At 67.7% G+C, this 12,539-nt stretch carries 16 protein-coding genes; 10 read left to right on the top strand and 6 right to left on the bottom strand.

Translation table 11 applies throughout. The features are described from left to right. Positions 1-147: 147 nt before the first annotated feature. Positions 148-363, bottom strand: coding sequence for a hypothetical protein (locus HL658_RS35120; RefSeq protein WP_180283192.1), 216 nt, complete (start codon positions 361-363; stop codon positions 148-150). Positions 364-590: 227 nt separating this feature from the next. Between HL658_RS35120 and HL658_RS35115 the strand changes: the two genes are divergently transcribed. Both HL658_RS35115 and HL658_RS35110 read left to right on the top strand, forming a co-directional pair. Further along, on the top strand, positions 591-1,277 hold the full coding sequence (locus tag HL658_RS35115) for a CBS domain-containing protein (RefSeq protein ID WP_180283193.1): 687 nt from the start codon (positions 591-593) through the stop codon (positions 1,275-1,277). Between the two features lie 62 nt (positions 1,278-1,339). Next, entirely contained in the window at positions 1,340-2,119 is a 780-nt protein-coding gene (locus HL658_RS35110; RefSeq protein ID WP_180283194.1) for a GntR family transcriptional regulator, read from the top strand. 21 nt (positions 2,120-2,140) lie between these two features. On the opposite strand, the gene HL658_RS35105 is transcribed toward HL658_RS35110, so the two are convergent. Both HL658_RS35105 and HL658_RS35100 read right to left on the bottom strand, forming a co-directional pair. Continuing rightward, positions 2,141-2,512: a type II toxin-antitoxin system RelE/ParE family toxin gene (locus tag HL658_RS35105; protein ID WP_180283195.1), complete on the bottom strand. Its 372-nt coding sequence runs from the start codon at positions 2,510-2,512 to the stop codon at positions 2,141-2,143. Next, positions 2,509-2,769 (bottom strand): type II toxin-antitoxin system ParD family antitoxin, encoded by a 261-nt coding sequence (locus HL658_RS35100; protein WP_180283196.1) that lies wholly within the window; start codon positions 2,767-2,769, stop codon positions 2,509-2,511. The genes HL658_RS35105 and HL658_RS35100 overlap by 4 nt, the downstream gene beginning before the upstream one ends. Positions 2,770-2,990: 221 nt before the next feature. Between HL658_RS35100 and HL658_RS35095 the strand changes: the two genes are divergently transcribed. After that, complete coding sequence (locus HL658_RS35095) at positions 2,991-3,434, top strand: GNAT family N-acetyltransferase (RefSeq protein ID WP_180283197.1); 444 nt, start codon at positions 2,991-2,993, stop codon at positions 3,432-3,434. A gap of 123 nt (positions 3,435-3,557) precedes the next feature. Beyond that, positions 3,558-3,788 carry a hypothetical protein gene (locus HL658_RS35090; RefSeq protein WP_180283198.1) on the top strand — a complete coding sequence of 77 codons (231 nt, stop codon included), beginning with the start codon at positions 3,558-3,560 and terminating at the stop codon, positions 3,786-3,788. A gap of 15 nt (positions 3,789-3,803) precedes the next feature. Here the strand turns inward: HL658_RS35090 and HL658_RS35085 are convergent, their stop codons facing one another. Next, on the bottom strand, positions 3,804-4,259 hold the full coding sequence (locus tag HL658_RS35085; protein ID WP_180283199.1) for a MarR family winged helix-turn-helix transcriptional regulator: 456 nt from the start codon (positions 4,257-4,259) through the stop codon (positions 3,804-3,806). 746 nt (positions 4,260-5,005) lie between these two features. On the opposite strand from HL658_RS35085, the gene HL658_RS35080 reads away from it, so the two are divergent. Further along, positions 5,006-6,271 carry an outer membrane beta-barrel protein gene (locus HL658_RS35080; RefSeq protein WP_180283200.1) on the top strand — a complete coding sequence of 422 codons (1,266 nt, stop codon included), beginning with the start codon at positions 5,006-5,008 and terminating at the stop codon, positions 6,269-6,271. A gap of 271 nt (positions 6,272-6,542) precedes the next feature. Beyond that, the gene (locus HL658_RS35075) at positions 6,543-7,112 is read left to right on the top strand and encodes a polysaccharide biosynthesis/export family protein (protein ID WP_180283201.1); all 570 of its coding nucleotides are present in this window, start codon (positions 6,543-6,545) and stop codon (positions 7,110-7,112) included. Between the two features lie 103 nt (positions 7,113-7,215). Here the strand turns inward: HL658_RS35075 and HL658_RS35070 are convergent, their stop codons facing one another. Then, positions 7,216-7,476, bottom strand: coding sequence for a hypothetical protein (locus HL658_RS35070; protein WP_180282929.1), 261 nt, complete (start codon positions 7,474-7,476; stop codon positions 7,216-7,218). Between the two features lie 766 nt (positions 7,477-8,242). Between HL658_RS35070 and HL658_RS35065 the strand changes: the two genes are divergently transcribed. The 4 genes from HL658_RS35065 (at position 8,243) to ilvC (ending at position 12,124) form a co-directional block, all read left to right on the top strand. Then, positions 8,243-10,006, top strand: coding sequence for an acetolactate synthase 3 large subunit (locus HL658_RS35065; protein ID WP_180283202.1), 1,764 nt, complete (start codon positions 8,243-8,245; stop codon positions 10,004-10,006). Positions 10,007-10,028: 22 nt separating this feature from the next. Further along, the gene (ilvN, locus tag HL658_RS35060; RefSeq protein ID WP_180283203.1) at positions 10,029-10,541 is read left to right on the top strand and encodes an acetolactate synthase small subunit; all 513 of its coding nucleotides are present in this window, start codon (positions 10,029-10,031) and stop codon (positions 10,539-10,541) included. 28 nt (positions 10,542-10,569) lie between these two features. Next, the gene (locus HL658_RS35055) at positions 10,570-10,968 is read left to right on the top strand and encodes a VOC family protein (protein WP_180283204.1); all 399 of its coding nucleotides are present in this window, start codon (positions 10,570-10,572) and stop codon (positions 10,966-10,968) included. 136 nt (positions 10,969-11,104) lie between these two features. After that, positions 11,105-12,124 carry a ketol-acid reductoisomerase gene (gene ilvC, locus HL658_RS35050; protein ID WP_180283205.1) on the top strand — a complete coding sequence of 340 codons (1,020 nt, stop codon included), beginning with the start codon at positions 11,105-11,107 and terminating at the stop codon, positions 12,122-12,124. A gap of 47 nt (positions 12,125-12,171) precedes the next feature. On the opposite strand, the gene HL658_RS35045 is transcribed toward ilvC, so the two are convergent. Next, positions 12,172-12,456 (bottom strand): hypothetical protein, encoded by a 285-nt coding sequence (locus HL658_RS35045; RefSeq protein WP_180283206.1) that lies wholly within the window; start codon positions 12,454-12,456, stop codon positions 12,172-12,174. Between the last annotated feature and the right edge of the window lie 83 nt (positions 12,457-12,539).

The raw sequence follows: 12,539 nt of genomic DNA, 5'->3' as shown, positions 1-12,539 counted from the left end.
TGGTGCCGGCGAAGTAATAAGGGGACGGTCGGCGGCTCCGGCCCCCCTCCCGACCTCCCCCCATCTTCGACGGGGGGAGGAGAGATGGCCCTCCCCCGCCCCCGGTGGGGGAGGGCTGGGTGGGGGGCGGGCGCGACAACCTGTTCCTCAGACCATCCGCTCCCGCATCCGCCGGGATGGCGAGCGGCCGGTGTCGGCGGAGGGAACGCGGTCGGAGGGAACACGGGCGGCGCGCGCCATGGCGCGGCTGTCGGTGACGATCTCCAGCAGCAGACGCGGATCGCGGGTGAGGATTTCGGTGATCACCGTGGCGAGGCCGGCGACGGCCACGACGAGAACCACGAGGGAAAGGCCGAGGTCCATGAACGATCCAACTCCTGTGCGATGAGCGAATGACACACCGCCATTGTGCGGCGCACACAATATGTCAGCGCTGCTGGCCCATGGCAAGACACAGCATGTCGCATGCCGGGTTCGGTATACGGAATTCACAGCGCCGCCCCACCACCAAGATCGGGGCGGCCCCAGGGCGTCCGTAAGCGAGCGGCCGACAACGCCCTGGACGACAACATTAGGAGAGGAGACGTCCCATGCAGGCCAAGCACGTCATGACCTCCCCCGTGATCACGGTGTCGATGGACGCCACGGTCGCCGAGATCGCCGAGCTGCTGCTGACCCGCCGCATCAGCGGCGTTCCGGTGACGGACGCCGCGGGCCGCGTGGTCGGCATCGTAAGCGAGGGCGACCTTCTGCACCGGCGGGAATCCGGCACGGAGCGCCGGCGTCCGCGCTGGCTGTCGCTTCTGGTCAGCGGCGGAAGCCAGGCGAACGAGTTCGTGAAGACCCACGGCACGCGCGCCGCGGACGTGATGAGCCGCCCCGTCGTGTCGGTGTCACCCGACACCGACCTCGCCGACATCGCCGTGCTGATGGAGCGCGAGCGCATCAAGCGCGTCCCGGTGCTGGAGAACGGCCGGGCGATCGGCATCGTCAGCCGCGCCAACCTGCTGCACGGGCTGGTCGCGGTGCGCCGCGACGCCCCCGCGCCGGCATCGGGCGGCGAGGACGCGATCCGCGACGCGCTGATGAAGCGGCTGGAGGGAGAATCCTGGATCGACCTGAACCAGGTCAACGTCGTCGTCAAGGACGGGGTCGTCCATCTGTGGGGCGTGGTGGATAGCGACGAGCAGCGCCGCGCCCTGCACGTCGCCGCGGAGGGCGTGCCCGGCGTCACCCGGATCGAGGAACACCTGCACCGCAACCGTTTCGTGGAATGATCCCCCGCCCGGGGGCCGCACCGCCACCGCCCGGCCCCGGGCATCACAGGATGTGAACGCCCATGACGCTTCCCGCCATCAACGTCCGGCCGGTGACCGTCGGCGCGACCTACCGCGCCCAGGTCTACCGCACGCTGAAGCAGGCGATCATCGCCATGGACATCTACGACCACCCCAGCGAGGTGCGGCTGGACGAGCGCCAGCTCAGCGAGCAGCTCGGCGTCAGCCGCACCCCGATCCGCGAGGCGCTGACCCTGCTGGAGCAGGAGGGTTTCGTGCGGCTGGAACCACGGCGCGGCATCTTCCTGGTCCGCAAGACCAAGGCGGAGATCGTCGAGATGATCGTCGCCTGGGCGGCGCTGGAAAGCATGGCGGCGCGCCTTGCCACCCAGCGCGCCACCGACGCCGACATCCGCGGGCTGTGGGACCTGTTTTCCGCCTTCGACCATTGCGACCCGTCGGAGCACATGCGCGAGTATTCCGACGCCAACATCGCCTTCCACAAGGCCATCATCCGGCTGAGCGACGCCCGCATCCTGCAGGAGATGACCGAGAACCTGTTCATCCACATCCGCGCCATCCGCAAGCTGACCATCGGCCAGGACAACCGGGTGGAACGCTCCATGCACGACCACCGCGCCATCATTTCGGCCCTGGAACGCCGCGACGCCGACGAGGCGGAACGGCTGTCACGCGAGCACACGATGGGTCTGGCCGAGCATGTCGCCAGCCACGGTGACCTGCTGGACTGGCTGGAACGCTTCGCCGACCCGCGCGGCCGGCCGGCGACGGTGCTGTCGGCCGCGGGTGCGGGGAGTTGGGGGGCGCTGCGGCCGGGGTGAGCGGCGGTCGCGGACAGCCCCTCAGAGCGGTCGGTCCCAACCGGTCCGGGCGATGTGAAGTCTCGGTTCCATCCCTTCATGGAGAAGGCGGAGGATCACAACGAGCCCGGCGCCCACCGGTGATGGGTCCACGGCATAATACAGGGTGTGCGCCGCCGTTCCGCGCCGGCCGGCGGCGTGCTCGAGATGGAAGGCCCGCAGCCCGGGAAGAATGCCGCCGCGATCCCACGATCCGCCGAGACACGGGACGGCCGCCACCATGTCGACCGCCGAAGCGATCAGCGTTTTGTAGATCTCCCGTTGCCGCTCCCCGGAACGTTCCCTGGTGTCCCGGAGCACAAGGCGAAAATCCTGCTTGGCCGCCTCGGTGACACGGTGGGCGGGCTGGTTCAATCCTCGATGCCGTCGAGGATGTCCGCTATGTGCCGTTCATCGAGACGGCCGGCCTTCCAATCCTCGACACCGACCCAATCCTCGACACCGACGAGGACGGAGCGCCGGAGCAACTCCGGCCGTTCGTGTTCCGCCGCCCTTTCCCGGTGAAGCAGCCGGAGCGCATCCCGCACGACCTCGCTCTGGGAGGCGTATCCGCCTTTCGCCACTTCCTGTTCGACGAACGCGGGCAGTCCCTCGGGCAGGCTGATGTGCATGGTCGGCCCCCGGCCCCTCCGTCAACCGTCGGAGATTTGCCGATCTTGGCAATAATTGGCAACGCCGTCTCGTGCCAAATCGCGGTCCAGGCCGGCATCTCACTTGCTGACTATTGGTATTTGGCATACCATACACCACCGGCCGCCCGCCGCGCGATGACAGCGCCGCCCCAACCGCTGCCGGTCCTTCAAAAAAACAATTGCCCGAGGAGACCTCCACCATGAGCGAAACCGCCACCATCGACATCACGATCGCCCACGACGACGACGCCATCGACGAAAGCTTCGCGGTAATGACGGAGCTTCGCACGCACATCACCGACCCCGCGGCCTACCGCTCGCAGGTGCGCCGGCAGATGGACGACGGCTACACGCTGGCCGTCATCCGCGTGAACGGCGAGCCGGCGGGATGCGGCGGGTTCCGCGTGCACGAGACGCTGTCGCGCGGCCGCTACATGTATGTGGAGGATCTCGTGACGTCGGCGCGCATGCGCTCGCACGGGTTGGGCGACAAGCTGTTCGACTGGCTGGCGGCCGAGGCGAAGGAACGCGGCTGCAAGCAGATGGAGATCATCTCCGGCACCCAGCGTGTCGAGGCGCACCGCTTCTACCACCGCAAGCGGATGGTCATCAAAGCCTTCCAGCTCGTCCTGCCGATCGCGTAGGAGAGGTGCCCTGCCGGGTCAGGCATCCGGCCGACGGTGCGACGTCCGGCCCCGACCGCTTGACCCGGCGCGACCTTGGTCCTAGCCTCGGCTCCAGGCCATTCACCGGCCTGGAGACCCGACATGGACATCGGCGCCATCACATCCGCCCCTTCGCCGCAGAGCGCGGCGGTGAACGGCATGCAGGAGGCCCAGGCCCAGATGGCCGCGGCGGCGGAGACGATCGCCGCCGGCCGGCTGGAGCCGGCCGTGATCCTGGACATCACCAGCGCCGAACTGAATTTCGCGGCGAACGCCAAGGTGCTCCAGGCGGCCGACGACAACACCAAGCGGCTGCTCGACGTCCTCGCCTGACCGCCCCACCGGGTCTCACATGAGGCGCGACAGCAGCCGCAGGAAGGTTTCCCGCTCCTCGACGGAGAGCGGCTCGAGCGTGCGGGCATGCGCCGCCGCGGCGTTCGAGGCGAGCGCCGACACCAGGGTCTGACCGGAGCGGGTGAGCTGCACGCTGGTGCGACGCCGGTCCTGCGGGTCGGGGTGCCGCTCGACCAGATTGCGCTCCACGAGTCGGAGGATGACGCCCTGGGTGGTCGCCGGATCCATATAGGTGAGGCGCCCCAGCTGGTTCTGCGACAGGGGACCGTCGCTGGCGAGCGTCACCAGCGCCGCCCACTGGGTGGGGGTGAGTTGGGCATCACCGATGGTGTCCAGGAAGATGGCCGACGCACGCTGGTGCGCCCGCCTGAGCCGGTGGTTCACCTGCTCGGCCAGGACATATCCCGGCTGGCTGTCGCTTTCGAGTTCCTTGAGCTTGAACGCCGTCATCGTCGGTCCCCGTCTCTCCGGTCGGGGCGGCGGAAGGCCGGCCCGTTGTGCTGACGCCCACACCCGGACAGACCGCACTTGCAAAGGTCATCGTCCGAAGGTGGTATCGAAGAGTTTAGTACGCGTTGGTACGCGGGGCCAGCACCTCGCGAGGGGCGGACGTTATTGTGCTATGCGGCATACAGCCACAGTTAGCGAAAATGCGCCTGGTCTTCGCCGCGCGCGCGTTGTGCGAGCGTCCTCACCCGTGCTCACGGCGCTCGTTTGGGTGGATAGGTGGAAGGCGGTACAGACCCCTCCGTCTCCGATTTCGGCTGTGGCCCCGTGGGGGGCGGCACACCGCCTGGCGTGTAGGGCGGCATGGAATCGTCGCTCGGGCGAAGCGGCGATTTCGGCGGCGCCGGTTCGATACGCCGGTCGGGCGGACTGGACATGGCGTGGCTCCTCGGTTCCCGTTTCCTTATCCATGCAAAACGGCCGGGACGGTGCGCCGGTTCCCCCCACCCCATCCCTGGACCACGCCGGTCGGACTATGGAATTCGGACTAATCCGGGTTGATCGCGTCTGAATTTCATAGGTACCAGCGCTTGTTGCGCCTGTATCACACGCCCCGGTAAAAGCCGGCTGACCGCCTGTTCACTGTTGCATAGCGAACACGCCATGAGTTGTCTTGGCATCGATTGCCAGCTCCGGGCGGTCACGGCACCGGCAAGGTGCCAGCCTGCACAGATCCACGCGGTGACCCGATGAAGACCAGCGTCCTGACCACCCTCGCCCTCCTGTTCGCGACCACCACGATGGCGGCCCTGCCCGCCGCCGCGCAGGATCTGGAGCGCGGCGAGACGGTGCTGACGCGCCCGCGGCCGGAGGTCGAGGCGCTCGGCGTCCGCGCAGGGTCCTTCCTGATCCTGCCGCTGCTCGAAGCCGGGATCACCTACGACAGCAACGTCTTCGCCACCAAGGACAACAAGGAGGACGACTTCCTCTGGGTGATCAGCCCGGAGCTGCGCGTCCGGTCCGACTTCAGCCGCCACGCCCTGAACTTCACGGCCCGCGGAACGCTCGGCCGCTACAAGGAGTTCAAGAGCGAGAACTACTCGGATTATCTGGTCCAGCTCGACGGCCGGGTCGATGTGCTGCGCGACATCAACGTCGATGCCCGGTTCTTCCACGCCCAGGAGCATGAGGGCCGCGGCGATCCCGACACCGAGGCCGGGCTGGCGGAGCCGCAGATCTACACGCGCTCGGGCGGCGTGCTCGGCTACAACCACACCTTCAACCGCATCCGCACGCGGCTGTCGGCCGGGGCGGAGTATTTCGCCTATGACAGCGTGCGCCGACTCGACGGCAGCACCAGCCGGCAGAACGACCGCGACCGCTGGGAGATGACCACCGGGCTGCGCGTCGGCTACGAGGTGATGCCCGGTTACGAGGGCTTCATCCAGGGCAACCTGTCGCGCATCGTCTATCAGGTCAGCCCGAACTACGCCGGCATCAACCGCGACTCGAACGGCTACGAGCTCGTCGGCGGTCTGGCGACCGACCTGACCGGCGTGCTGAGCGGCGAGATCTTCGCCGGCTATCTGACGCGCAGCTACGAGGATTCGCGTCTGAAGGATTTCGGCGGGCTCGGCTTCGGAGGCCGGCTGAACTGGGCGGTCACCCAACTCACCACCGTCACCGGCCAGCTGCGCCGCGAGATCCGCGAGACCACGACGGCGAGTGCCGGCGGCGTGGCGTCCAGCTACGCGCGCAGCCTGTTCGCCGTCGGTGTCGATCACGAGCTGCTGCGCACGCTGCTGCTGAACGGGCGCGCCCAGTACTACCAGGACGCCTATGAAGGCATCGACCGCACGGACGAGGTCTACACCGTCGGCATCGGTGCCACCTATCTGATCAACCGCAACGTCTATCTGACAGGCGGCTACACCTATGAAAATCGGCAGTCCGACTCCAACGCGCAAGAATATGACAGCAATCTGATCTTCCTGCGCCTCGGCCTGCAGCTCTGAAGACCGGTTGACGCACAGACATTCGGAATGGTACAGGCGCTCGCCGGATCGGCGGGCGCCTTTTGTCGTGGGTTTTCCTTCCCCCCTTTCCATCCGACCAAAGCCCGATGACCGCACCGGTCGGTGGGAGTACTTCGACTCCACTTTTTCCCGGCGCAGCGAGACTTGCTAGGTTGATCCCGCACTCCACCGGCGGGAGCGCGAAAAGCTGTGTGCCCGCCGTCCCGTTCGCCCCACGAGCCAGGGCCCAGGAGCCAGGGAAGGATTTGGGATGAATCGACGTCATCTGTTCAAGGCCATCGGCCTCACCGCGGTCGCCACCGGCATCACCGCCTGCGCCAGCCAGGACGCTCCGATGGAGCCACCCGGCGCCGCCGAGCTCGGCGAATACCGCCTGGGCGCCGGCGACGCGCTGCGCATCATCGTCTTCGGCGAGGAGCAGCTCTCCGGCGAGTTCCGTGTCGACGGCTCCGGCACCGTCGCCATGCCGCTGATCGGCGAGGTGCCTGCGCGCAACCGCACCACCCGCGACCTCGAAGGGGACATCGCCAAGCGGCTGGCCCAAGGCTACGTGCGCGACGCCCGCGTCAGCGTCGAAGTGCTGAACCACCGTCCCTTCTACATCCTGGGCGAGGTCCGCAACCCCGGCCAGTACCCCTATGTCAACGGCATGACGGCGCTGTCGGCGGTCGCCATGGCCGGCGGCTTCACCTACCGCGCGCGCGAGGATTACGTGCTGGTGACCCGCGGCGCCGATCCGGAGAAGCAGATCCGGCGCGCTCCGGTGACAACCGCCATCATGCCGGACGATGTCGTGCGGATCGCGGAGCGCTATTTCTGAGCGCAGCCCCGGACACAGGAACTGGGGCGCGCTGACCGGGGCGCAACGGATCAGGGCGCGGCGGAAGGACGGCCGGACCGGGCAACGGTCCGGCCGTCGCGCGTCAGAGCAGCACCACCGCGACCACGAGGGCCACCGCCGCCGCGACCAGTGCCGCGGCGACTCCGATCCCGAGCGTCGTGCGCGCCGGCAGCTCATGGCCCTTTGCATGCCCCTCCGGAATGGCCGCCGCCGGTTGCGGCGGCGCCTCGCCCGGCTGGGGAGGGTTGCCCGCCGCCTCCGCGTCGGTGCCAAGCGGGGCCGCGGCGGGATCGGCGTAGGGAATCTTGTCGCCGGTCAGTCCGGCATCGATGGCGTCGCGCACGCGCTCGCCCGTCGCAGGGCCCGTGGGATGGCCCGACAGATGGGGGGCGTCGCCGTCACGGCGTTGCGGGGTGGCGGCCATACGCGTCGATCTCCTGCTGGACCCGGGGGTGAGGCTTCGCCCGGGGATGACGGGTCAACCGGGCGGCGGCCACCACGGTTCCCTGCGGTCCGTCCGTATCGTGTGACAGACTGACGCAGACCGGCCCATGCCCGCTGGTTTAGGGTTCAAACCGTTGATTTCGGCGCTGGAAGAGCGCCTATGGGCGATCATCTTGGGGTTGACAAAAACTGGTTTCGGGTCGAAACTACCCCACACAACGACAACAAAAATCCAGCGCTCGACAAAACACGATCATAACCTGCCGGGCGCCTTCGCGGCCTGAAGGTGGGGAGGAAACAACGAAGCTGGCCGACTGCAGCCGCATCTCTGCACCGCAACCAAACTGGCGGTTCAGGGATGCGTATTTTTTTGCGTCCGCGAAGGCACCGAAGGCGACGTTTCGCCGAATTCTCCGTGATGTCTGTGCGCAATGATCAATTGGTCAGACCTTCGAACCGACCGTCATCATGATTCAACAGTTCCGGCTGTGAGAAATTTTACGCAAGATAAGCGCGGGAAAACGTTGCGAACATTCGCAAAGGCGATTGACCCCCGCGCCGGCTTTGACTAGGGTGCGGCTCCCGGCCCGGTATGACGAGGCCGGATGCGAGGAGAACCGGGCCGCCCCAGCCGGCGGCCCTTTGTCGTGAGAAGGTCGACACCGATGCCCGAACAGAAGCTGACCGGCGCGCAGATCGTCATCAAGGCCCTGAAGGATCAGGGCGTGGACATCATCTTCGGCTATCCCGGCGGCGCCGTACTTCCCATCTACGACGCCCTGTTCCAGCAGAACGACCTCCGCCACATCCTCGTACGCCACGAACAGGCCGCCGTGCACGCGGCCGAAGGCTACGCGCGCTCCACCGGCAAGGTGGGGGTGGTGCTGGTGACCTCCGGCCCCGGCGCCACCAACGCGGTGACCGGCCTGCTCGACGCGCTGTGCGACAGCATCCCGATCGTCTGCCTGTGCGGCCAGGTGCCGACCCACCTGATCGGCAACGACGCCTTCCAGGAGGCCGACACCACCGGCATCACGCGGCCCTGCACCAAGCACAACTACCTGGTCAAGGACGTCAACAACCTCGCCCGCACCCTGCACGAGGCGTTCTACGTCGCCCGCAGCGGTCGACCCGGCCCGGTGGTGGTGGACCTGCCCAAGGATGTGCAGTTCGCCGACGGCACCTACGTGCCGCCGGTGGAGGTGAAGCACAAGACCTACCGCCCGCAGGTGAAGCCCGACATCGCCCGCATCGAGGAGGCGGTGGAGCTGATCGCGCAGGCCAAGCGCCCGATCTTCTACACCGGCGGCGGCGTGGTGAACTCCGGCCCCATCGCGGCGAAGCTGCTGACCCAGTTCGTCAAGATGACCGGCTTCCCGATCACCAGCACCCTGATGGGGCTGGGCGCCTACCCGGCGTCGGAGCCGCACTGGCTGGGCATGCTGGGCATGCACGGGACGTACGAGGCGAACCTCGCCATGTACCACTGCGACGTGATGATCAACATCGGCGCCCGCTTCGACGACCGGGTGACCGGCAAGCTGTCGGAGTTCGCGCCCGGCTCCAAGAAGATCCACATCGACATCGACCCCAGCTCGATCAACAAGAACGTCGCCGTGGACGTGCCGATCGTCGGCGACTGCGCCCACGCGCTGGAGGACATGATCCGCATCTGGAAGGCCCGGCAGAAGCGGGCGGACCAGGGGGCGCTGGCCGACTGGTGGAACCAGATCCGCAAATGGCAGGCGCGCAACTGCCTGAACTACAGCCGCACCGAAAGCGTGATCAAGCCGCAATACGCGCTGGAACGGCTGCGCGAATCGCTGCGCGGCAAAGACTTCTACATCGCCACCGAGGTCGGCCAGCACCAGATGTGGGCCGCCCAGTTCCTGCCCTTCGAGGCGCCCAACCGCTGGCTGACGTCGGGCGGGCTCGGCACCATGGGCTACGGCCTGCCGGCCGCCATCGGCGCCCAGATCGCCCACCCCGAGGCCATCTGCGTCGATGTGGCGGGCGAGGCCTCCATCCTCATGAACATCCAGGAGCTGGGCACCGCCGTGCAGTTCCGCGCCCCGGTGAAGGTGTTCATCCTGAACAACCAGTACATGGGCATGGTCCGCCAGTGGCAGGAGCTGTTGCACGGCTCCCGCTACTCGCAGAGCTACTCGGAGGCGCTGCCCGACTTCGTGAAGCTGGCGGAATCCTGGCACTGCGCCGGCCTGCGCGCCACCAAGGTTGGCGAGGTCGACGACGTGATCGCCGAGATGCTGTCGATCAACGACCGCCCGGTGGTGGTCGACATCGCCGTGGACCCCAAGGAGAACTGCTTCCCCATGATCCCCGGCGGCAAGGCCCACAACCACATCCTGCTGGGGCCGGAGGACAACGTCTCGGAAGCCACGCCCGAGGACGGGATGGTGCTGGTGTAAGGCGAATTCGGAGTACGGTACCGTGGTCAACAACGACACCATCGAAAAACACACCATCGCCGTGCTGGTGGACAACGAGCCGGGTGTTCTCGCCCGCGTCATCGGGTTGTTCTCGGGCCGCGGCTACAACATCGAGAGCCTGACGGTGGCGGAGGTGAACAACGCCGACCACCTGTCGCGGATCACGCTGGTCACCTCGGGCACCCGCATGGTGGTCGAGCAGATCAAGGCGCAGCTCGACCGGCTCGTGCCCGTGCACCGGGTGAAGGACCTGACCGACGAGGGGCCGAGCGTCGAGCGCGAGCTGGCGCTCGTCAAGGTGGCCGGGCGGGGCGAGCAGCGCATCGAGGCGCTGCGGCTGGCCGACATCTTCAAGGCCAAGGTGGTGGACGCCACGCTGACCTCCTTCATCTTCGAGCTGACCGGCACCCCGGCCGAGGTCGACGACTTCGTCGGGCTGATGGCCCAGCTCGGGCTGGTCGAGGCGAGCCGCACCGGCGTCGTCGCCATGTCGAAGGGACCCGGCGGGTTCTGACCCGCCGCGGATCGTGGGGGGCACGCCCGTGGCCAGACTGACCCAGATCGCGCCGCATCTCGCGGTGGAGGACGTGGACGCCAGCCTCGCCTTCTACCGCGACGGGCTGGGCTTCACCGTCGCGTCCAGCCGTGGGGAGTATGGCGAGACCTTCCGGGCCATGCTCCAGCGCGACGGCGTGACCGTCGTGCTCCAGCGCAACGACCTGGGCGACAAGGCCGCGCGGCTGGCCCGCCACACCTGGGGCGACGTGGTGCTGTACGTCTACTGCACCAACGCCCAGGGGGAATGGGCCGACCTGAAGGACCGCGGGGTCGAGGTCGGCGACATCGATCGCACCGAGGACGGGATGGACGAGTTCGTGGTCCGCGACCCCGACGGCTATGTCCTGGTGTTCGGGTCGGATGTGCCGGCCGGAGCGCGCTGACCGGGCAGCCCTGCCGTCCGTTCAGAACGCCCCCGCCGGGATCGCATCCGCCTTCCGCTTGACGGAGCAGTTTTTGCGGTGGAGTAATCCCGCCGCAGCCATCCGGTACGCAAACGCAAGAAGCTGAGGATCCACCATGCGCGTTTATTATGATCGTGACGCCGATGTGAACCTGATCAAGGGCAAGAAGGTCGTCATCGTCGGCTACGGCAGCCAGGGCCACGCCCACGCCAACAACCTCCGCGACAGCGGTGTGAAGGAGGTGGTCGTCGCGCTCCGCCCCGGTTCGGGCAGCGCCAAGAAGGCCGAAGGCGCCGGCTTCACGGTCATGGCCCCGGCCGAGGCGGCCGCCTGGGGCGACGTGGTGATGATCCTCACCCCGGACGAGCTGCAGGCCGACCTGTACCGCGACCATCTCGCCGCCAACCTGAAGCAGGGTGCGTCGATGGTCTTCGCGCACGGCCTGAACGTGCATTTCAACCTGATCGAGCCGCGCGCCGACCTCGACGTGTTCATGATCGCGCCGAAGGGCCCCGGCCACACCGTGCGCGGCGAGTACCAGCGCGGCGGCGGCGTGCCCTGCCTGGTGGCGGTGCACCAGAACGCGTCGGGCAACGCGCTGGACATCGCGCTGTCCTACGCCTCTGCCATCGGCGGCGGTCGCGCCGGCATCATCGAGACCACCTTCAAGGAAGAGTGCGAGACCGACCTGTTCGGTGAGCAGGCCGTGCTGTGCGGCGGTCTGACCGAGCTGATCAAGACCGGCTACGAGACGCTGGTCGAGGCCGGCTACGCCCCGGAGATGGCCTATTTCGAGTGCCTGCACGAGGTGAAGCTGATCGTCGACCTGATGTACGAGGGCGGCATGGCCAACATGCGCTACTCGATCTCCAACACCGCGGAGTACGGCGACTACAAGACCGGCCCGCGCATCATCACCGCCGAGACCAAGGCCGAGATGAAGCGGGTGCTGGACGACATCCAGTCCGGCCGCTTCACCCGTGATTGGATGCTGGAGTGCAAGGCCGGCCAGCCCTCCTTCAAGGCGACCCGCCGCCGCAACGCCGAGCACGAGATCGAGAAGGTCGGCGAGAAGCTGCGCGCCATGATGCCGTGGATCGCCGAGCGCCGCCTGGTCGACCGCTCGAAGAACTGATGACTGTCGGGCCGGTGCCGGGCCAACCAGCCCCGGCACCGGCCGCGTCAGAGATCATCGGCCGGTTCCGTTGACGGCCGGCCGGGCCGGGCGTTGCGGATCATGCGCGTACCGACCCGCAACAACGTCGCGCCGACGACCAGCGACGGCACGCCGATCACCCAGAAGACCATGCTGTAGACGTTGAGGCCGTGGGTTTCCCCATGGCCGAAGAGGCTGGCGACCAGGGCGGCGACACCCAACCCGCCGGGCAGGATCACGACGGCGCAGCCGAGCATCGTCCAGAACAGGCCCCAGCCGGAAAACCCGCCGGCCGCTTCCCGATCGGACAAGGACAGCATCCTCCGGCCACCATGGCGCCGTCCGGACCGCCGATCGGTCCCTGGGCACCGCGGATGGGCCAGCGTCGCGCTCC

Source organism: Azospirillum oleiclasticum (genome assembly GCF_013423485.1).
In the GTDB taxonomy this organism is placed as follows: domain Bacteria; phylum Pseudomonadota; class Alphaproteobacteria; order Azospirillales; family Azospirillaceae; genus Azospirillum; species Azospirillum oleiclasticum.
The sequence above is the reverse complement of the archived record's forward strand: the minus strand, read 5'-3'. Positions and strand labels throughout refer to the sequence as shown.